Annotated in this window: 20 protein-coding genes and 1 pseudogene; 4 read left to right on the forward strand and 17 right to left on the reverse strand. The window is 70.5% G+C overall.

Annotation, left to right across the window (positions count from 1 at the left end):
* Window positions 1-28: 28 nt before the first annotated feature.
* The 3 genes from ACFCXS_RS12225 to ACFCXS_RS12235 all read right to left on the reverse strand — a co-directional run bounded on the left by ACFCXS_RS12225 (window position 29) and on the right by ACFCXS_RS12235 (window position 1,935).
* Complete coding sequence (locus ACFCXS_RS12225) at window positions 29-715, reverse strand: hypothetical protein (RefSeq protein WP_376643175.1); 687 nt, start codon at window positions 713-715, stop codon at window positions 29-31.
* Window positions 716-1,153: 438 nt separating this feature from the next.
* Window positions 1,154-1,519, reverse strand: coding sequence for a DUF3618 domain-containing protein (locus ACFCXS_RS12230; RefSeq protein ID WP_376643176.1), 366 nt, complete (start codon window positions 1,517-1,519; stop codon window positions 1,154-1,156).
* Complete coding sequence (locus ACFCXS_RS12235) at window positions 1,516-1,935, reverse strand: phage holin family protein (protein WP_376643177.1); 420 nt, start codon at window positions 1,933-1,935, stop codon at window positions 1,516-1,518. The genes ACFCXS_RS12230 and ACFCXS_RS12235 overlap by 4 nt, the downstream gene beginning before the upstream one ends.
* Before the next feature lie 175 nt (window positions 1,936-2,110).
* On the opposite strand from ACFCXS_RS12235, the gene dapA reads away from it, so the two are divergent.
* Entirely contained in the window at window positions 2,111-3,016 is a 906-nt protein-coding gene (dapA, locus tag ACFCXS_RS12240) for a 4-hydroxy-tetrahydrodipicolinate synthase (RefSeq protein WP_376643178.1), read from the forward strand.
* 103 nt (window positions 3,017-3,119) lie between these two features.
* Here the strand turns inward: dapA and ACFCXS_RS12245 are convergent, their stop codons facing one another.
* Both ACFCXS_RS12245 and ACFCXS_RS12250 read right to left on the reverse strand, forming a co-directional pair.
* Window positions 3,120-3,350: a hypothetical protein gene (locus ACFCXS_RS12245; RefSeq protein ID WP_376643179.1), complete on the reverse strand. Its 231-nt coding sequence runs from the start codon at window positions 3,348-3,350 to the stop codon at window positions 3,120-3,122.
* A gap of 318 nt (window positions 3,351-3,668) precedes the next feature.
* Window positions 3,669-4,724 (reverse strand): Lrp/AsnC family transcriptional regulator, encoded by a 1,056-nt coding sequence (locus ACFCXS_RS12250; protein ID WP_376643180.1) that lies wholly within the window; start codon window positions 4,722-4,724, stop codon window positions 3,669-3,671.
* Window positions 4,725-5,054: 330 nt separating this feature from the next.
* Here ACFCXS_RS12250 and ACFCXS_RS12255 point away from each other — a divergent pair, with 330 nt between their 5' ends.
* Window positions 5,055-6,479 carry a hypothetical protein gene (locus ACFCXS_RS12255; protein ID WP_376643181.1) on the forward strand — a complete coding sequence of 475 codons (1,425 nt, stop codon included), beginning with the start codon at window positions 5,055-5,057 and terminating at the stop codon, window positions 6,477-6,479.
* 160 nt (window positions 6,480-6,639) lie between these two features.
* Window positions 6,640-8,283 (forward strand): MFS transporter, encoded by a 1,644-nt coding sequence (locus ACFCXS_RS12260; RefSeq protein ID WP_376643182.1) that lies wholly within the window; start codon window positions 6,640-6,642, stop codon window positions 8,281-8,283.
* 60 nt (window positions 8,284-8,343) lie between these two features.
* On the opposite strand, the pseudogene ACFCXS_RS12265 reads toward ACFCXS_RS12260, so the two are convergent.
* The 4 genes and pseudogenes from ACFCXS_RS12265 to ACFCXS_RS12280 all read right to left on the reverse strand — a co-directional run.
* Window positions 8,344-8,475 (reverse strand): annotated as a pseudogene (locus ACFCXS_RS12265) (IS630 family transposase); the annotation flags it as partial.
* Between the two features lie 45 nt (window positions 8,476-8,520).
* Complete coding sequence (dapD, locus tag ACFCXS_RS12270) at window positions 8,521-9,510, reverse strand: 2,3,4,5-tetrahydropyridine-2,6-dicarboxylate N-succinyltransferase (protein WP_376643183.1); 990 nt, start codon at window positions 9,508-9,510, stop codon at window positions 8,521-8,523.
* Between the two features lie 416 nt (window positions 9,511-9,926).
* The gene (locus ACFCXS_RS12275; RefSeq protein ID WP_376643184.1) at window positions 9,927-10,475 is read right to left on the reverse strand and encodes a TetR/AcrR family transcriptional regulator; all 549 of its coding nucleotides are present in this window, start codon (window positions 10,473-10,475) and stop codon (window positions 9,927-9,929) included.
* Window positions 10,475-10,795 (reverse strand): DMT family transporter, encoded by a 321-nt coding sequence (locus ACFCXS_RS12280; RefSeq protein WP_376643185.1) that lies wholly within the window; start codon window positions 10,793-10,795, stop codon window positions 10,475-10,477. Before ACFCXS_RS12280 ends, ACFCXS_RS12275 begins: the two co-directional genes overlap by 1 nt.
* 202 nt (window positions 10,796-10,997) lie before the next feature.
* Between ACFCXS_RS12280 and ACFCXS_RS12285 the strand changes: the two genes are divergently transcribed.
* Complete coding sequence (locus ACFCXS_RS12285; RefSeq protein ID WP_376643186.1) at window positions 10,998-11,825, forward strand: AbfB domain-containing protein; 828 nt, start codon at window positions 10,998-11,000, stop codon at window positions 11,823-11,825.
* Between the two features lie 58 nt (window positions 11,826-11,883).
* Here ACFCXS_RS12285 and ACFCXS_RS12290 read toward each other — a convergent pair whose 3' ends face one another.
* Genes ACFCXS_RS12290 through ACFCXS_RS12325 form a run of 8 tightly spaced genes read right to left on the reverse strand, consistent with a single transcriptional unit; the run spans window position 11,884 to window position 18,418 of the window.
* On the reverse strand, window positions 11,884-12,216 hold the full coding sequence (locus ACFCXS_RS12290; protein ID WP_028809645.1) for a metal-sulfur cluster assembly factor: 333 nt from the start codon (window positions 12,214-12,216) through the stop codon (window positions 11,884-11,886).
* Window positions 12,213-12,683, reverse strand: coding sequence for a Fe-S cluster assembly sulfur transfer protein SufU (sufU, locus tag ACFCXS_RS12295; protein WP_031143574.1), 471 nt, complete (start codon window positions 12,681-12,683; stop codon window positions 12,213-12,215). Before sufU ends, ACFCXS_RS12290 begins: the two co-directional genes overlap by 4 nt.
* A 15-nt stretch (window positions 12,684-12,698) precedes the next feature.
* Window positions 12,699-13,955, reverse strand: a complete 1,257-nt coding sequence (locus ACFCXS_RS12300; RefSeq protein WP_376643187.1) for a cysteine desulfurase — start codon at window positions 13,953-13,955, stop codon at window positions 12,699-12,701.
* The gene (sufC, locus tag ACFCXS_RS12305) at window positions 13,952-14,716 is read right to left on the reverse strand and encodes a Fe-S cluster assembly ATPase SufC (RefSeq protein WP_376643188.1); all 765 of its coding nucleotides are present in this window, start codon (window positions 14,714-14,716) and stop codon (window positions 13,952-13,954) included. Before sufC ends, ACFCXS_RS12300 begins: the two co-directional genes overlap by 4 nt.
* 7 nt (window positions 14,717-14,723) lie before the next feature.
* Window positions 14,724-15,041: a non-heme iron oxygenase ferredoxin subunit gene (locus ACFCXS_RS12310; RefSeq protein WP_053670666.1), complete on the reverse strand. Its 318-nt coding sequence runs from the start codon at window positions 15,039-15,041 to the stop codon at window positions 14,724-14,726.
* Window positions 15,038-16,222 (reverse strand): Fe-S cluster assembly protein SufD, encoded by a 1,185-nt coding sequence (gene sufD, locus ACFCXS_RS12315; protein WP_376643189.1) that lies wholly within the window; start codon window positions 16,220-16,222, stop codon window positions 15,038-15,040. The genes ACFCXS_RS12310 and sufD overlap by 4 nt, the downstream gene beginning before the upstream one ends.
* 55 nt (window positions 16,223-16,277) lie before the next feature.
* Entirely contained in the window at window positions 16,278-17,699 is a 1,422-nt protein-coding gene (sufB, locus tag ACFCXS_RS12320) for a Fe-S cluster assembly protein SufB (RefSeq protein WP_053670664.1), read from the reverse strand.
* On the reverse strand, window positions 17,696-18,418 hold the full coding sequence (locus ACFCXS_RS12325) for a helix-turn-helix transcriptional regulator (protein ID WP_376643190.1): 723 nt from the start codon (window positions 18,416-18,418) through the stop codon (window positions 17,696-17,698). Before ACFCXS_RS12325 ends, sufB begins: the two co-directional genes overlap by 4 nt.
* Between the last annotated feature and the right edge of the window lie 59 nt (window positions 18,419-18,477).

Consider the following 18,477-nt stretch of genomic DNA (forward strand, 5'->3'; position numbering starts at 1 on the left):
CCCGCCTGGCCGGCCCCACGTGCACGGATCAACCCGGCACCAGCCCCAGAGCGTGGTCGTACCGGCTGCCGGTGACCTTCTGCAGTCCCGGATACGCCCGCACCCGCTCCCAGGAGTCCGTCGACGGCGCGGCCATCGCCGCCTCGTAGGCCCCGGCACTCTCCCACTCCGCGTAGTTCAGCACGTGCCCGCCGTCCGTGGCGAGGTGGAAGTGCGCGGACATCAGCCCGGCATGCCCCACCGGATCGTCGCCCAGCGCCTTGACCACGAGGTCGACCCACTCTTCCCGGCGCTCCTGCGCCCCGTCCCCGAAGTCGATCCGCACGGTCACGATCAGCCCCGGCATCCGCACGTCCCCGACGGCACGCTCCCGGCTCCGGTAGCACCGGTAGCGCCCGAGCCCGACCCGCTCGATGCCCGGCACGGCCGTGTCGACCTCGTCGACGCGCTCCTGCCGGTGGGCCTTCACGAACGCCTCGTAGGCGTGCTCGCCGGTCCACTGCGAGTAGTGCATCAGGGTGGACCCGTCATGCCCCGCGTACACGTGATACCCCAGCAGGTCCCCGGCGGGCCAGGGCCGTCGCTCCCAGGCCCGCCCGACGGCCTCCACCGCCTGCCGCTGCCGCTCGGCCGTACCCACCCGCCAGGTGCTGAAGAAGGGAGCACCGACACGGGGATCGGCCGGATCGGGGTGCGTCTCGGTTCGACGGCTCATGAACACTCCAGTCGTAGCGCCGGTCGCGAACACAGCCCACTCTTCAACCTCGACCGAACTTGAGGTCAAGCGGGCACAGGCGCCGTCCCTGAAGCCGGGTGGGTGCGCAACTCGGCGCGACGAGGTGCCGCCCCCAGCGGCACGCATGCCCGCAACCGGGCGAGGCACGGCGCGCCCGCACCCGCGTACGGCGAGAAGGGGCCGTGCCGGGGGGTGTCCGCCCGCAGCGGTTGTCGCGTCAACGAACAGCCGGTCGGCACGCAACCCCATCGCGACGTTCCGAGGACGGACACCCCCCGACGCGGCCCCGGCCCAGGCCCGACGCGGCCCCGGCCCAGGCCCGACGCAAGGCGAAAGACGCGCACCCCCACCCCCGTCCGCCATCAGGCAAAGCAGGCATCCCACCGACCCAAGGACCCGAGGAGGTGGGGGCCATGCTCAGCGATGCCCGTGCGCATGCCTCCACCGCAGCACCCCGACAGCCACCACGGCCCCCGCCGCTCCGGCCACCAGCACCGGCTTCGGATGCCGCATCCCGGCCCGCACAACGGTCCGCACCGGACGCGGCCCCGCATGGGCCGCCCGATCGTGCACGGTGTGCCCCGCCTGCGCGGCACTGCTGCGCAACTGCACCGTCATCGCCCCGGCCTTGTCCCGCAGATCAGCGGCCCGCGCCCGCGCACGCCCCTTCACATCCGCCTTCCCGGCCAATTCCTCCACCGTGTTGCCGAGTTCCGTACGGGTCCGCTCGATCTGCTGCCGCAGCTCATCGGGGCCCTTCGCCCCACCCGTCGCCTCCGTCATCGATGCGCCCTCTCCTTGATCTCCTCCACGTCCGCCCGCACACTGCCGAGCGCCTGTTCGGGCGTGGGCGGTGTGGCCTTCCGCAGCTGCGCCCGCCCGGTTGCCGCCAGCACGGCCGCGATCACGAACAGCACCCCGGTAACGATCAGCGCCGCGGCCCAGACGGGCAGCACCAGGGCGAGCGCGGCGACCCCCGCGCCGGACAGCACGAGCAACCCGGCGTACGCGACGGCGCCCGCCGCGCCGAGCAGCCCACCGCCACGCCCCGCACGCCGCCCCTTCTCGGCGAGTTCCTCCTTGGCGAGCGCCACTTCCTGCCTCATGAGCATGGAGAGCTGCTCCGTGGCCTGCCCGACGAGTTCACCCACGGAGCGGCGCTCGTCGTGCACGGCCCGATGATCGATGGTCCCGGTCACGGTGCCTCCTCTCGACATCAGGAACACCCGGGTACCCGGCCGGCCCCACTGCTACCCAGCCGACTCCGGACCCGTCCGCGGCGCGACACCCCTGCCCCACAGTGAAGCAATACTTAGAAATAACTGGTAGGAAAATTAAGTAGAGCTACACCAACAGACGGCCGAGACTACCCCCATGACCTCACCGCTCCCCGCACCACCCCTGGGCCGCACCCTCTGCGCCATGGTCACCCCCTTCACCCCGTCCGGCGCCCTGGACCTCGACGGCGCCCAGCACCTCGCCACCCACCTGGTGACGAACGGCTGCGACGGCCTGGTCCTCTCCGGCACCACGGGCGAGTCGCCCACCACCACGGACGCCGAGAAGTCCGACCTGGTCCGAGCCGTCCGCGAGGCGGTGGGCGACCGCGCGAAGGTCATCGCCGGCATCGGCACCCCCGACACCCGGCACACCACCGAACTGGCCCGGGAGGCCGGGAAGGCGGGCGCGGACGGTCTGCTGGTGGTGTCGCCGTACTACAGCAGACCCCCGCAGGAGGCGATCGAGGCCCATTTCCGGGAGATCGCGGATGCGGGTGACCTCCCGCTCATGCTCTACGACATCCCCGCCCGCACCGGCACCCGCATCGAGCCGGAGACGCTCCTCCGCCTCGCCGAACATCCCAGGATCGTCGCGCTCAAGGACTGCTCCAGCGACTTCCTGGGCGCCCAGAAGGTCCTCGCCCGCACGGCCCTGGCGTACTACGCGGGCTGCGACGAACACAACCTCGCGCTGTACGCCGTGGGCGGCACGGGGTACGTCAGCACCGTCGCGAACGTGATCCCCGCCCACCTGCGGACGGTCCTGGACGCGTTCGACGCGGGCGACACGGCCCGGGCGGCCCGCCTCCAGCAGCAGGCCACCCCCCTCATCGAGGCGATCATGTCGGCGGGCCTGCCGGGCACCGTCACCGCGAAGGCGCTCATGAACGCCCTGAACCTCCCGGCGGGCCCGGTCCGCGGCCCCCTTCAGCCGGCCGACGCGAGGAGGACCGGCGAACTGCTCGCGCTCCACGACGACCTGATCGGCCACAGCGCATGACCACCGCTCCGCGAACACCGGCTCCCACCGCCACGGACGGGACGGCCCGTACCGCGGTGTCACTGTCACCTGCGGTACGGGCCGTCCCGTCTGCTCTGCGCGGTCAGTTCCAGGCGTACCCGTCGCCGAACAGCAGCGTGTGCTCCAGCACGTCCTCCGCCGGGTCGTCGATCTGACCGGTGTTGACGTTGATCAGACCGACCCGGTGGCCGTTGTGCGAACCGGTGTTGGTCTCGTCGGCGTGCGCGGCCCCCGCCGGCAGCCAGCACACCGTCAGCGCCGCGACCACCCCGGCCAGCCCGCGCACCACGGCCCGCCCCCGCTCGTTCCCCATGCCCCGCTCCTCGTTTCGTCGGTTCGGCGTCTGATCGGACACTGCGTCCACCCGTTCATCTGCCGAAACCACCGCGAGGTCACGCAGGGTCATCCGTACGGGATCGTGCCGGGACGAGCGGACGGAGAGTTGCTCTCCCGAATATCTCCCACCGGATCAGAACCATCCGGCACGGCCTCCGGAACGGGCCTCCACGTGTCGTCGGGCTCTGGCTCCGCTTCCGGGGCGCCGCTGTCGGAGGTGGCGCGGGCGGGCGGGACGGTCGGCCTGCCGGCCGCCGCACGGCGAGCGTGTGCCCCACCCGCACTTCGTCGGCTCCTACACGGGCGTCGGATGTACGAGGCGGCCGTGGAAGATGAGTGAGGCGGCCTGTTTCAGGCGGCGGACGCGGATGCTGACCTCGTAGGCGTCGATGCCGTCGATGGCGGCGACGTGGGTGGTGAGGTAGCGGTAGAAGTCCTCGGCGTCGCGGCAGATGACGCTGACCATCAGGTTGTGCCGGCCGCTGATGGCGCCGGCGAAGGCGACCTCGGCGTGCCGGGCGAGTTCCTCACCGGCCTGTTTGAGGTGGGCGGGGGCGACGCGCAGCCAGAGGGTGGCGTTGAGGGTGTGGCCCAGGCGCTCGGGCAGCAGTTCCACGTCGTAGAAGAGCGTGCCGGAGGTCTCCAGGGCTTCCAGGCGACGGGCGACGCGCGCGTTGGACCAGCCAGTGAGCTCGGCGAGGCGGGTGTGGGTGGTGCGGCCGTCCTCGGCGAGGGCGTCCAGCAGGGGGGTGTCCTCGTCCGTAGGGGGCCGCGGCGGCCCTGCGGGGGTGGGTGGCCGGTCGCCGGTGAGCTGCCGTACCTGGTCGGCTGTGAGGCCGGCGCCGTAACCGGTCCACTCACTGGTGCCGGTCTCACCGAAGGGGTGCAGGAGCAGGTCGATGTCGACGTCGAGGACGGAGGCCGAGCGGGGCAGCTGGCGCAGCAGGACGTCGTCGCGGTGAGCCTCGACGGAGGAGCGGATCATGCAGATGATCTCCGAGCCACCGGAGGCGAGGTTGGAGTAGGCGATGTCCGGCCGCTTGGCCAGGGAGTCCGCCAGGGGGCCGACCCGATCGGGGCGGGAACGGATGCGGGCCACCCAATGGGCCTGCCCGTACGCCGCAGGTGCGACCTGGCCGATCACCCGCATCACCCCGCTGCGGCGCAAGGCGTGGTAGCGGCGGGCTGCGGTCTGCTCCGACACGCCTGTCACCTCGCCGATGCGCCGGAACGGGGCGCGGGGCGCGCATTGGAGCGCGTGGAGGATTTTCCTGTCCACATCGTCGATCACGGGGAGAGCATGCCATGCAGCAGAGCGTCTGTGGAGGTTTCTGTTCGTTTTGGGCTGCACAGTTCATGGTCGGAGGCGGCGAGGCGGATGCTGGGGCGTGTCCTTGAGGAAAGGACGTGACTCCCATGAGCACGCGGTTGGCACCGGCGGTGGTCTGCCTCGGCACGTTCGTCCTGCTGATGCACCTGACCACGGCGGGTGTGGGACGACCCCACCATGCGGCGTCGCGCACCGGTGCCTCCCGCATCCAGCGGGTTGTCGTTGACGTGGCTCCGGTGGCGGGCGGCTGTGCTTGCGGGGGTCTGCGGGTCGGCCGTCCGGCGGGGTGTCGCTGCCGGCCCCCTGACCGGCCCGGAGCGTCCTTCCGCATCCCCCCGGGCGCTCCGGGCCATGCAGCGGCGCTGTGCCGACCAGCCGACCTGCCGACCCGCCGACGGCGCCGGCCGCACCACGACACACGAGCAGCGCCTGATCATCAGAGAGGTTTCCGCCCCCGTGCACTTCACCGTCGACGCCTTCCGCTCGACACCCCCGTTCGACATCCTCGCCAAGCTCTTCGGGCAGCCGGAGCACACCGACTGGCTCGACGAGAGCCTGTCGTGGAAGCAGACCTGCTACATCGGTGACTGGTCGTTCCTGCCGCAGACCCGCTTCCGCGGCCCCGACGTGCTCACGTTGTTCTCGGGGATCTCGGTCAACTCCTTCCGGAGGTTCCCGGCGGGCGCCTCCAAGCACGTCGTGCAGACCAACACGCACGGCCATGTCATGAGCGAGGGCATCCTGACCCGGCTGGACGAGGAGGACTACGTCTTCCACGGACCGGGCGGCGACTGGGCCCGGTACAACCTGGAGCACGGCGACTTCAAGGCCACCGCCGAGGACGAGGACTGGTTCGTGTACCAGGTCTCCGGCCCCGCCTCGATCCCGCTGCTGCTGGATCTGACCGGCGACGAGCGGCTGCTGGACACCCCGTACATGCACGCGGTGCCCACCACCCTCGCCGGGCACCGCGTCTGGGCGCTGCGGCAGGGCATGGCCGGCGAGGTCGGGTTCGAGTTGCAGGGCCCGCGCGAGATCGGCGGCTCTGTGTACGACGCGGTCGTTCAGGCCGGGCAGAAGTACGGCATCCGGCGCCTCGGCAACCGGGCCGCACCCATCAACCACCTGGAGAACGCGGTTCCCACCCGGAACCTGGACTACCTGCCCGCCCTGTACGAGCCCGAGGAGGCGGACTTCCTCACCCACCTGCTCGGCTCGCCCTGGCACATCCCGCGGGCGTTCATCGCCGGCAGCTTCCAGGGCGAGTCGCTGCGCGACTACTACCGCGACCCGGTCGAGCTCGGCTGGACCAGGCAGATCAGCTTCGACCACCCCTTCCTCGGCGATGCCGTCCTCAAAGAGCGGCTCGCCGAGCCCGCACGGGTGCTGCGCACCCTGGTGTGGAACAGCGACGACGTCCTCGACGTGCACCGCTCGCTGTACGGCGACGGCCCGCACCACACCTTCATGGACATGCCCCGCGACCTGCGCGGCCACCTGTGGATGGACCGAGTGGAGCGCGACGGCGTCCTCGCCGGCACGGCCACCTCGCGCGGCTACAGCTACTACTTCCGCAAGATGCTCTCCCTGGCCGTACTGAACGTCGCCGACGCCGAGATCGGCACGCAGGTCGACGTCGTCTGGGGTGAACCCGGCGACCCGGTCAAGCGCATCCGGGCCACCGTCGCCAAGGCCCCCTTCAAACGCGTCCGTTCGCGCGCCGAGCTCCACGCCCACCTGGCCGCCTACCGGGCCGAGTCCGGACCGGCCGCGTAAGCCGCGGAGAACCCCACCCACCGACGCCTGCGGGACGCCACCGGCGACATCCCGCGGGTCAGGGCTGCCCGCCCCCGGCACGGCAGCCCCCGTGCACCAGCCCCTGCCCCACCCGACCGACCGCGGCCCACCACGCCGCACGGGAGAAAGCGGAATTTCCGTGAACGCCACCACAACGGCGATCAGGCCGACCGACCGGCGGGCGGCCACCATCGTCATGGCCTGCCTCGGCGTGTTCGTCGCCTACCTGCCGATCACCACGGTCGCCGTCAGCCTGCCCGCGATCCAGCGGGCGCTGAGCACCTCGACCGCCCAACTCTCCTGGGTCCAGGACGCGTTCGTCCTGCCCATGGCCGCGTTCATCATGACCGCAGGCGTCTTCGGTGACGTCCACGGCCGCAAGAAGGTCTTCCAGGCGGGCCTGTTCTGCTGTGCCGCCGGGGCCACGGTCGCCCTGTGCGCACACAACATCCAGACCCTGTGGGCCGGGCAGGCCCTGGCCGGTCTGGGCTCGGCCGCGCTGCTGCCCACCACGCTGGCGCTGATCAGCCACGCGGTGCCCGACTTCCGCGAGCGCGGCAAGTTCATCGGCATGTGGGCCATGGCCATGCTCGCGGCCCTGGCCGTCGGCCCGGTCATCGCCGGCGTCATCCTCGACCACTTCTCCTGGCGCTGGATCTACCTGCTGTCCGTCCCCCTCGCGCTGGTCTCGATGGCCGTCGCCGCCCCGCTGCTGACCGACTCGCGCGCCCCGCACGGCCGCAGGCTCGACTGGCCCGGCCAGATCACCGCGGCCGTCGCCGTCACCGCCCTGGTCTACGGCGTGATCGAGGGCGGCGCCGACTCCTTCACCGCCACCAAGGTGATCGCCGCCCTGGCGCTGGGCGTCGTCGCGCTGATCGCGTTCGCCGTGGCGGAGAAGCGCAGCGACAGCCCGATGCTGGACCTGGCGGTGTTCCGCAGCGCAGCCTTCACCGCCACCGCCCTGGTCGCCATGATCACCTTCCTCGGGCTGATCGGCTTCTTCTTCGTCCTCAGCCTGTACTTCGGCATGGTGCAACAGCTCGGCACGCTGGAGGCGGGCGCGCGGCTGCTCCTGGTCCCGGTCGCCGCGATCGTGGCCGGAGCCCCGGCCGGACGGCTCATGCACCGCGCCCCTACCCGCTGGATGATCAGCGGCGGCCTGCTCCTGATCGCCGGGTCCCTGCTGGCCATGACCAACCTCGACGCCGACACCTCCTACGGCTCGATCGCCTGGCGGCTGATCGTGCTGGGCGTCGGCCTGGGCCTGGTCACCACGCCGATGACGGCCACCGCCGTCGCCGCCGTGCCGCACCATCTGGCGGGCATGGCCTCGGCCGCCAACAACGCCTTCCGCCAGGTCGGCGGCGCGCTCGGCCCAGCCGTCCTGGGCGCCCTGCTGTCCACCCGTGCCGTGCACACCCTGCCCGGCCACCTCGCCGACGCCGGTGTGACCGGCAACCAGGCCCACACCATCGTGTCCACTGCCGAGGAGGGCGGCCTGGGCGCGGTCGCCGGGATGAACCTCGGCTCCACGGCCACCCAGGTCTACGGCGCCCTGGGCGACTCCCTCCTCGACGGCATGCGCCTGTGCCTCATCGTGGCAGCCGTCCTGGCCCTGACAGCCGCGGCTTGCGCGGTCGTCCTGCTGCGCCCCGAGCAGCGGACCAGGACCGGCGCGGCGCGGGCCACCGACGTGGCACGGCACTGCAACCCGGAGACCTCCACCGAGAACGGCCAGGCGGCCGGCACCGTCCAGCCCTTGGGACATCGTCGCAGCTGAGCGGGCGGCAAGGGGAGGGTCATCACCTGCGCCGGTCACACGAGCCGCAGGAGGTGACCCTCCCCGGAGCTTGTCCTTGCCTAGGTCGTAGGCGGCGAACAGGTGCCTGACCCCGTGCGTCCGGGTGGAGGTCGCCCGCCTGCGGGGCCTCGGCTCCCGGTCGGGATCCTTGTGCCGTCCCCCGCGCTCGGCTGGGCTCTGATCGATAAGGCGGCCGCAGGTCACGGCCGCCGGTGATCAGTTGTGGCTGTGCAGGATCTCGTTCAGCCCGCCCCACACCGCGTTGTTCGGCCGGGCCTCGACGGTGCCGGTGACCGAGTTGCGGCGGAAGAGGATGTTGGAGGCTCCGGACAGCTCGCGCGCCTTGACGATCTGGCCGTCGGGCATGGTGACGCGGGTACCGGCGGTGACGTAGAGGCCGGCCTCGACGACGCACTCGTCGCCGAGGGCGATGCCCACGCCCGCCTCGGCGCCGATGAGGCAGCGCTCGCCGATGGAGATGATGACGTTGCCGCCGCCGGAGAGGGTGCCCATGGTGGAGGCACCGCCGCCGACGTCCGAGCCGTCGCCGATCACGACGCCGGCGGAGACGCGGCCCTCGACCATCGACGTTCCGAGCGTGCCGGCGTTGAAGTTGACGAAGCCCTCGTGCATGACGGTGGTGCCCTCGGCGAGGTGCGCGCCGAGGCGGACCCGGTCGGCGTCGGCGATCCGGACGCCCTTGGGGGCCACGTAGTCCGTCATGCGCGGGAACTTGTCGACGGAGGTCACCTGCAGGTGCAGGCCCTCGGCGCGGGCGTTCAGCCGGACCTTCTCGAGGTCGTCGACGGCGACCGGGCCGAGCGAGGTCCAGGCGACGTTGGCGAGGAAGCCGAAGATGCCCTCCAGGCTCTGGCCGTGCGGCTTGACCAGACGGTGGGAGAGCAGGTGCAGGCGCAGGTAGGCGTCGTGCGCGTCGATCGGCTTCTCGTCGAGCGAGGCGATGACCGTGCGGACCGCGACCACCTCGACGCCACGGCGGGCGTCCGGGCCGATCGCCGCGGTCGCGCCACCGCCGAGCAGCTCCGCGGCGCGTTCGGCCGACAGCCGCTCGGTGCCGGAGGGTCCGGGCTGGTCGGCCAGCTCGGGCGCGGGGAACCAGGTGTCGAGAACGGTGCCGTCGGCGGCGATCGTGGCGAGGCCGGCGGCCACGGCGCCGGTGGTGCGAGGAGCAGTCGTGTCGGTCATGAGGGCAACCTAACCGGCGGACACCGATCGATGCGAACCGGTGCGAGGGCGTCTCACGGGACGGGCGGTATCCGCCCCTGGAAGAGGCCTCTCAGCAGCGGGGACACCCCACCCTCGGCAGCCCGCCCACGGCCCCCGCGGACCCAACCACCCACGACGTCACCCGGACCCGCCCACCCCGGAGCACACCCGACCGCGCAGCCCGCGCACACACCCCGCGCGGCCGCCCCTCGCACACGAAGACCCCACCCCGGCGGCCCGCGCACGACACGCCGGCTGAGACCGACATCCCCGCACAGCCGACCCGTCCGCAGTGCGACTTCTCCACGGACGCCCGCCCAGCGGCCCGTCGGCCTCCCCGGAGCCCTCCCAGCGGCCCGTCGGCCTCCCCGGAGCCCTCCCGGCGGCCCGTCGCCCTACCCCCGGGCCCCCGTCAGCACCCGCGCCAGCACCTCGCGGGCGTATTCCTCGTCGTAGGGCACCCCCGTCAGCAGCACCTGGAGGCAGATGCCGTCGACGACCGCCACCAGGGCCCGGGCGGTCACCGGGTCGGTACGCCGGGACAGCAGCTCGACGACGCCCTCGGCCCATTCGGCGGCGACGGGCCGCAGGGCGGGCCGGCGCAGGGCGGCCAGGTACAGCTCGTACTCCAGCTCCACCCCGGTACGGTCGCCCGCGAGCCACTCCCCCATCAAGGCGGCGAGTTCGGTGGGCAGATCGGTGCGGGGATCCTCCAGGCCGCCCCGCGAGGCGACCACCTTGGCGAAACCCTCGTTCGCCTGCCGCAGCGCGGCGACCAGCAGCTCGTCGAGGGTCTTGAAGTGGTACGTCGTCGAACCGAGCGGCACATCGGCCTCGGCGGCCGCGCTGCGGTGGCTCAGCCCGGCGATCCCCTTCGCCCCGACGACCCGGATCGCCGCGTCGATGATCCGCTGCCGCCGCTCGGGGTCGTGGCGCCGGGCCATCAGTGGGCCCCGCCCAGGTTCAGCACCACGACCCCGGCGATGATCAGCGCGATCCCGGCGGCCTTGGCGACGGTCATCCCCTCCCCCAGGAACGCGAACCCGATCGTGGCGATGGCGGCGGTGCCGGCCCCGGCCCAGATCGCGTAGGCCGTGCCGACCGAGACGGTCTTGAGGGTCTGCGCGAGCAGCGCGAAGGAGACGACGTATCCGAGGACCGTGAGCAGCGACGGCCCGAGCCTGCTGAAGCCGTCGGTGTACTTCATGGCGGTGGTCGCGCCGACTTCGGCGGCTATGGCCCCGGCCAGCAGCAGATATCCCATATGTACAAGCGTACACAACTATCTGTACACCCGTACACAGCGACGCCTTGATCACGAGGTGAAACCGCTCTCGCAACGGAGAGAAACCGCTCTCACGAAACGAGTCACAGGCGCACCGGACGTCCACTACGGTGTCACCGATCACACACCGGGCCACCACAACTGCGCCGCCGTCAAGGGTGCCCCGATGGAGGAACAGCGCATGTCAAAAGACAAGTCCCGGCCGCCCCAGGACCGCCCCTGGGAGAGCGGCTGGGCCCCGGACACCACCCGGGCACCGGGGACGCGACGGCTCTGGCTGGCGGGTGCGCTGGCTCTCGCGACGATCACCGCGTGCGTCACGGCCATCACCGTGATGAACAACGAGGCCGAGGAGGCCGACTCCCGCGCGGCGGAGCCGACCACCCTCAGCAGTTCGGCCCCGGGTGGCCTGATCTCCTTCGCCACGCCCTCCGGGACCGGCACCCCCAAACCCGGCGCGGACCGCCGCACCCCGTCCCCCACTCCCACCACCAGCGCTCCCACGGCCGGCCCGAGCCCGAAGCCCGAGAAGAAGGCCCCGAAGCCGCCGAAGTCGTCCCCCACTCCTTCGAAACACCCGAAGCCCCCGTCCACCGCCGGCATATCCATACACTCGGTCAACTTCCCCGACCGCTACTGGCGGGTCAGCGACGGCTATGTGCGGCTGGACCGGATCGGCTACGGGCAGCGCGAGGACGCCACCTTCAAGCGCGTCGCCGGGCTCTCCGACTCCTCCTGCTACTCCTTCACCACCGCGGACGGCCGCTACCTGCGCCACCGCAGTTTCGTCCTGGTCGCGAACAGCGACGACGGCTCGTCCCTCTTCCGCCAGGACGCCACGTTCTGCCCCCGCGTCTGGTCGCGCTCGGGAACGCTCTCGCTGGAGTCGGTCAACTACCCGGGGCGCTTCCTGCGCCACCGCAACTTCCAGCTCCGCCTGGACCCCTTCGAGAACAGTCACCAGTACTACTCGGACGCGTCGTTCCAGATCGTGTCCGGACTGGGCTGAGCGTGCGTGAGGGCGGCACCTCCGTACAGGGTGCCGCCCTCAGTCGCGTCAGCGGATCTCAGACGTTGAAGCCCAGAGCCCGGAGCTGCTCGCGCCCGTCGTCCGTGATCTTGTCGGGGCCCCACGGGGGCATCCAGACCCAGTTGATGCGCAGCTCGCTCACGAGGCCGTCCGTGGCGGACTTCGCCTGGTCCTCGATGACGTCCGTCAGCGGGCAGGCCGCCGAGGTCAGAGTCATGTCGAGCGTCGCGATGTTCGCGTCGTCGATGTGGATGCCGTAGATCAGGCCGAGGTTGACGACGTCGATGCCCAGCTCGGGGTCGACGACGTCGTACAGCGCCTCACGGACCTCTTCCTCCGAGGCCGGCTTCATCTCAACGGTCTCGCTCATGCCGTCGTCTCCTTCTCGGCGTCGGCTCCGCCCAGTACCTGGGCCGTCGCGTCCTTCCAGGCCATCCAGCTCAGCAGGGCGCACTTCACCCGGGCCGGGTACTTGGACACCCCGGCGAACGCGACCGCGTCCTCCAGGATGTCCTCCATCGCGTCGTCGGGTTCGAGCTTCCCCTTGGACTGCATCAGTTCCAGGAAGGTCTCCTGGATCTTCCGCGCGTCGGAGAGGTCCTTGCCGACGAGGAGTTCGTTCAGTACGGACGCGCTCGCCTGGCTGATGGAACAGCCCTGGCCTTCGTACGAGACGTCCTCGATCGTGGTTCCGTCGTACTTCACGCGCAGCGTGATCTCGTCACCGCACGTCGGGTTGACGTGGTGCACCTCGGCGTCGCCATCCCGCAAGCCCCGCCCGTGCGGGTTCTTGTAGTGGTCCAGGATGACTTCCTGGTACATGGAGTCCAGTTTCACCGTCTAGCACGCCCCTCAGCCGAAGAAGTTCCGTACGTGCTCCAGGCCGTCGACCAGTGCGTCGATCTCGGCCGGCGTGGAGTACAGATAGAACGACGCTCGCGTGGTCGCAGGAATTCCGTAGCGGAGGCAGACCGGTCGGGCGCAGTGGTGGCCGACCCGGACCGCTATGCCCTGCTCGTCGAGGACCTGGCCCACGTCGTGCGGGTGGATGTCCCCGAGGGTGAAGGAGATCGCCGCGCCGCGCTCCTCGGCCGTGGTGGGGCCGATGATGCGCAGGTCGGGGACCTCCAGCAGCCGCTTCACCGCGTACTCGGTGAGGGCGTGCTCGTGGGCGAGGATCTTGTCCATGCCGATCGAGTTGAGGTAGTCGATCGCCGCGCCGAGGCCGACCGCCTGGGCGATCGGGGGCGTGCCCGCCTCGAACTTGTGGGGCGCCGGGGCGTAGGTCGAGGAGTGCATCGACACCGTCTCGATCATCTCGCCGCCGCCGAGGAACGGGGGCAGGTCCTCCAGCAGTTCCTGGCGGCCCCACAGGACGCCGATGCCGGTCGGGCCGCACATCTTGTGGCCGGTGAAGGCGACGAAGTCGGCCTGCAGGGCCTGGACGTCCAGCGGCATGTGCGGCGCGGCCTGGGAGGCGTCGACGCACACCAGCGCACCGACCTCCTGGGCGCGGCGCACGATCGCCTCGACGGGGTTCTGGGTGCCGAGGATGTTGGAGACCAGCACGAAGGAGACGATCTTCGTCTTCTCCGTGATGACCTCGTCGATGTTCGACAGGTCGAGGCGGCCGTCGTCGGTCAGGCCGAACCACTTCAGCTTCGCGCCCGTGCGCTGCGCGAGCAGCTGCCACGGCACGATGTTGGAGTGGTGCTCCATCTCCGTGATGACGATCTCGGTCTCGGAGTCCACGCGGTAGGGCTCGTCGGCCCAGCCCAGCATGTTCGCCACGAGGTTGAGGGACTCGGAGGCGTTCTTGGTGAAGATCACCTCGTCCCGCGAGGGCGCGTTGATGAACTCCGCGACCTTGTCGCGCGCGCCTTCGTACAGCGCCGTGGCCTCCTCGGCGAGCACATGCACACCGCGGTGGACGTTGGCGTTGTAGCGCTCGTAGTACTCGCTCAGGGCGTCCAGTACCTGGCGCGGCTTCTGGCTGGTCGCCGCGTTGTCCAGGTACACGAGCTTCTGACCGTCGTGGACCTGACGGTCCAGGATGGGGAAGTCCTTGCGGATCGCCTCGGTGTCGAGGAGGCCCGGCAGCTGTGTCACGCGGATGCGCCACCCTTCTGGTATGCCTCGTAGCCCTCGTTCTCCAGCTTGTCGGCGAGCTCGGCGCCGCCGGACTCGACGATCCGGCCGCCGGAGAAGACGTGCACGTGGTCGGGCTTGATGTAGCGGAGGATGCGCGTGTAGTGCGTGATCAGCAGCGTGCCGACCTCGCCCGTCTCGCGGACGCGGTTCACACCCTCCGACACGACGCGCAGGGCGTCGACGTCCAGACCGGAGTCGGTCTCGTCGAGAACGGCGACCTTCGGCTTGAGCAGCTCCAGCTGGAGGATCTCGTGGCGCTTCTTCTCACCGCCGGAGAAGCCCTCGTTGACGTTGCGCTCGGCGAAGGCCGGGTCCATGTTGAGGCGCTGCATGGCCTCCTTGACCTCCTTCACCCAGGTGCGCAGCTTGGGGGCCTCGCCGCGGACGGCGGTGGCGGAGGTGCGCAGGAAGTTCGACACGGAGACACCCGGAACCTCGACCGGGTACTGCATCGCGAGGAACAGGCCGGCGCGGGCGCGCTCGTCGACGGACATCTCCAGGACGTCCTCGCCGTCGAGGGTGACGGTGCCGCCGGTGATCGTGTACTTCGGGTGACCCGCGAGCGAGTAGGCGAGGGTCGACTTGCCGGAGCCGTTGGGGCCCATGATGGCGTGCGTCTCGCCCTGCTTCACGGTGAGGTCGACGCCCTTGAGGATCTCCTTCGTGGCGTTGTCGGCCTCGACGGTGACGTGCAGGTCTCGGATTTCAAGCGTTGCCATGGGTGCCTCAGGACTCCTGGGTGAGGGAGACGAGCACGTCGTCCCCTTCGATCTTTACGGGGTATACGGGGACGGGGCGCGTCGCCGGTAGGGCGTCGGGCTTGCCGGAACGGAGGTCGAAGCGCGAGCCGTGCAGCCAGCACTCGATGTGGCAGTCGTCGACCTCGCCCTCCGCCAGGGAGACGTTCGCGTGCGAGCAGATGTCGTGGATCGCGAACACCTCGCCCTCGGTCTGCACGATGGACAGGGGCGTGCCGTCGAGTTCCACCCGTTTCGGGGTGTCCTCCTCCAGCTCGCCCAGTCCACAGGCGCGTACGAAGGTCATGCGACCGCCGCCTCCAGCTCCTCCTCGATCTTGGCGATCAGGCGCTCCTCGATGTCGGGGAGGCCGATCTGCTGGACCAGCTCGGCGAAGAAGCCGCGGACCACGAGGCGCCGGGCCTCGTGCTCCGGGATGCCGCGGGCCATGAGGTAGAAGAGCTGCTCGTCGTCGAAGCGGCCGGTCGCCGAGGCGTGGCCGGCGCCGACGATCTCGCCGGTCTCGATCTCCAGGTTCGGCACGGAGTCGACCCGGGCGCCGTCCGTGAGGACGAGGTTCCGGTTCATCTCGTAGGTGTCCGTGCCCTCGGCCTTGGCCTCGATGAGCACGTCACCGATCCACACCGCGTGCGCGTCCTCGCCCTGGAGCGCGCCCTTGTAGACGACGTTGGACTTGCAGTGCGGGACGTTGTGGTCGACCAGGAGGCGGTGCTCCTGGTGCTGGCCCTGGTCGGTGAAGTACAGGCCGAACAGCTCGGCCTCGCCGCCGGGGCCGGCGTACTGCACACGCGGGTGCAGGCGCACGACGTCGCCGCCGAAGGTGACGACGACCGACTTGAAGGAGGCGTCGCGGCCGACGAGCGCGTTGTGCTGGGCGACGTGGACGGCCTTGTCGTCCCAGTCCTGGACGGAGACGACGGTGAGCTTGGCGCCGTCGCCCAGGATGTAGTCGACGTTGGCGGCGAGCACGGCGTCACCGGTGTGGTCGATCACCACGACGGCCTCGGCGAAGGCGCCCAGCTCGATCACCTGGTGGCCGAAGGCGGTGCCGCCCTCGCCGTGCACCCCGATGCGGATGGGCTCGGTGAGGACGGTCTCCTTGGGGACGGTCACGACCCCGGCCTTCTCGAACGCCGAGTAGGCCTGGGCGGCGACGCGGTCCACCGGGGTGCCGGCCCTGCCGAGGCGCGCGTCGTCGCGGCCGACCGCCTCGACGGTGACGCCCTCAGGAGCCTTGACCTCCACCTTCACGCCGTTGCCGGTGGTGACGGCGGTGCCGTCGTGCAGACCGCGCAGGCGATCGAGCGGGGTGAACCGCCACTCCTCCTCACGGCCGTGCGGGACGGGGAAGTCCGCCACGTCGAAGGAGGGGGGCGCGCTCATGCGGGTGGCGACGGTCGACTCCGCGGCGACCGCGATCGAGCCCGCGGTCGTCGACCCCACGGGGATGTTCTGGGCCTCAGCCATGGCTGTCGTGGTGCTCTCTTTCCGTTACGTAAGGGCTTGACGGACCGCGGTGGGATTAACCGACCGCGCCTTCCATCTGCAGCTCGATCAGCCGGTTGAGTTCCAGCGCGTACTCCATGGGGAGCTCCTTGGCGATGGGCTCGACGAAGCCGCGCACGATCATCGCCATGGCCTCGTCCTCGCTCAGGCCGCGGCTCATGAGGTAGAAGAGCTGGTCCTCGGAGACCTTGGAGACGGTCGCCTCGTGGCCCATGGACACGTCGTCCTCACGGACGTCCACGTAGGGGTAGGTGTCCGAGCGGGAGATGGTGTCGACGAGCAGCGCGTCGCAGAGCACGTTCGACTTGGAGCCCGGGGCGCCCTCGCCGATCTCGATCAGACCGCGGTAGGAGGTGCGGCCACCGCCGCGCGCGACGGACTTCGAGACGATGTTGGACGACGTGTTCGGCGCCATGTGGACCATCTTGGCGCCGGCGTCCTGGTGCTGGCCCTCACCGGCGAAGGCGATGGACAGGGTCTCGCCCTTGGCGTGCTCGCCCATCAGGTAGACGGCCGGGTACTTCATCGTCACCTTGGAGCCGATGTTGCCGTCGACCCACTCCATGGTCGCGCCCTCGTAGGCGACGGCGCGCTTGGTGACCAGGTTGTAGACGTTGTTCGACCAGTTCTGGATGGTCGTGTAGCGGCAGCGGGCGTTCTTCTTGACGATGATCTCGACGACCGCGGAGTGCAGCGAGTCCGACTTGTAGATCGGGGCGGTGCAGCCCTCGACGTAGTGCACGTAGGCACCCTCGTCGACGATGATCAGGGTCCGCTCGAACTGGCCCATGTTCTCCGTGTTGATACGGAAGTAGGCCTGGAGCGGGATCTCCACGTGGACGCCCGGCGGCACGTAGATGAAGGAGCCGCCCGACCACACGGCCGAGTTCAGCGACGCGAACTTGTTGTCACCGACGGGGATGACGGTCCCGAAGTACTCCTTGAAGAGCTCCGGGTGCTCCTTCAGCGCGGTGTCGGTGTCCAGGAAGATGACGCCCTGCTCCTCCAGGTCCTCGCGGATCTGGTGGTAGACGACCTCGGACTCGTACTGCGCGGCGACACCGGCGACGAGGCGCTGCTTCTCCGCCTCGGGGATGCCGAGCTTGTCGTACGTGGCCTTGATGTCCTCGGGCAGGTCCTCCCAGGACTCCGCCTGCTTCTCCGTGGAGCGCACGAAGTACTTGATGTTGTCGAAGTCGATGCCGGAGAGGTCCGAGCCCCAGTTCGGCATGGGCTTCTTCTCGAACAGGCGCAGGCCCTTGAGACGGAGCTTGGTCATCCACTCCGGCTCGCTCTTCTTGTCGGAGATGTCCCGGACGACGTCCTCGTTGATGCCGCGCTTGGCGGAAGCGCCGGCCGTGTCGGAGTCGGCCCAGCCGTACTCGTACTTGCCCAGGCCCTCCAGCTCGGGGTGGGCAGTCTCCGTGGGGAGAGTCATGCGGGGTTCCTCCCGGCCGTGCTTGCAGATGCGTTGTGGGAAATCTTGGGGATGAACGTCGTGCAGACGCCGTCGCCGTGCGCGATGGTGGCGAGCCGCTGTACATGCGTACCGAGCAGCTCGGCGAAAAATTCCGTCTCCGCCTCGCACAGTTGCGGGAACTGCCCGGCGACATGGGCGACCGGGCAGTGGTGCTGGCAGAGCTGCTCACCCTGCTGCGGGTGGGGCGCGCTGCGCGCCGTAGCAGCGTACCCGTCGGCAGTCAGGGCCTTGGCCAGCGCTTCGGCCCGCTTCTCGGCCGGCACGCCCTCGACGGCGCGGCGGTAGGCGCCCGCCTGCGCGGCGATCCGGGCGCGGGCGAAGGCGGCGATCGCCTCGTTGCCGCCCTCGCGGTCGGCGATCCAGCGCAGGGCGTCGGCGGCGAGCGTGTCGTACGACTGGTCGAAGGCGTCGCGGCCGCAGTCCGTCAGGGCGAACACCTTGGCCGGCCGGCCGCGGGTCCGAGCGCCGTACACCCGCTGCTCGCGCGCTTCCACGACACCGTCGCCCGTGAGGGCGTCGAGGTGCCGGCGCACGGCCGCCTGGGTGAGGCCCAGCCGCTCGGCGAGCTCGGCGACGGTCGAGGGGCCGTGGTCCAGGATGGACCTCGCGACTCGGTTGCGGGTGGACCGCTCCCCGGTCGCCAGCTCCTCGTGGGGTGCCTCGCCGACGTTTTTCACAACGCCATTGTTGCGTAATTCTTCCGGACCGGGCAAGCCGCGCATGTGTCACCCGACGG

This window comes from Streptomyces sp. NPDC056373, assembly GCF_042262425.1.
Classification (GTDB): Bacteria; Actinomycetota; Actinomycetes; order Streptomycetales; family Streptomycetaceae; genus Streptomyces.

Excerpts from the sequence above, each read along its gene's own strand:
- ACFCXS_RS12225 (WP_376643175.1), bottom strand. The coding sequence starts at position 715 with ATGAGCCGTCGAACCGAGACGCACCCCGATCCGGCCGATCCCCGTGTC.
- ACFCXS_RS12230 (WP_376643176.1), bottom strand. The coding sequence starts at position 1,519 with ATGACGGAGGCGACGGGTGGGGCGAAGGGCCCCGATGAGCTGCGGCAG.
- dapA (WP_376643178.1), top strand. The coding sequence starts at position 2,111 with ATGACCTCACCGCTCCCCGCACCACCCCTGGGCCGCACCCTCTGCGCC.
- ACFCXS_RS12245 (WP_376643179.1), bottom strand. The coding sequence starts at position 3,350 with ATGGGGAACGAGCGGGGGCGGGCCGTGGTGCGCGGGCTGGCCGGGGTG.
- ACFCXS_RS12255 (WP_376643181.1), top strand. The coding sequence starts at position 5,055 with ATGCAGCGGCGCTGTGCCGACCAGCCGACCTGCCGACCCGCCGACGGC.
- dapD (WP_376643183.1), bottom strand. The coding sequence starts at position 9,510 with ATGACCGACACGACTGCTCCTCGCACCACCGGCGCCGTGGCCGCCGGC.
- ACFCXS_RS12275 (WP_376643184.1), bottom strand. The coding sequence starts at position 10,475 with ATGGCCCGGCGCCACGACCCCGAGCGGCGGCAGCGGATCATCGACGCG.
- ACFCXS_RS12280 (WP_376643185.1), bottom strand. The coding sequence starts at position 10,795 with ATGGGATATCTGCTGCTGGCCGGGGCCATAGCCGCCGAAGTCGGCGCG.
- ACFCXS_RS12285 (WP_376643186.1), top strand. The coding sequence starts at position 10,998 with ATGTCAAAAGACAAGTCCCGGCCGCCCCAGGACCGCCCCTGGGAGAGC.
- ACFCXS_RS12290 (WP_028809645.1), bottom strand. The coding sequence starts at position 12,216 with ATGAGCGAGACCGTTGAGATGAAGCCGGCCTCGGAGGAAGAGGTCCGT.
- sufC (WP_376643188.1), bottom strand. The coding sequence starts at position 14,716 with ATGGCAACGCTTGAAATCCGAGACCTGCACGTCACCGTCGAGGCCGAC.
- ACFCXS_RS12310 (WP_053670666.1), bottom strand. The coding sequence starts at position 15,041 with ATGACCTTCGTACGCGCCTGTGGACTGGGCGAGCTGGAGGAGGACACC.
- sufD (WP_376643189.1), bottom strand. The coding sequence starts at position 16,222 with ATGGCTGAGGCCCAGAACATCCCCGTGGGGTCGACGACCGCGGGCTCG.
- sufB (WP_053670664.1), bottom strand. The coding sequence starts at position 17,699 with ATGACTCTCCCCACGGAGACTGCCCACCCCGAGCTGGAGGGCCTGGGC.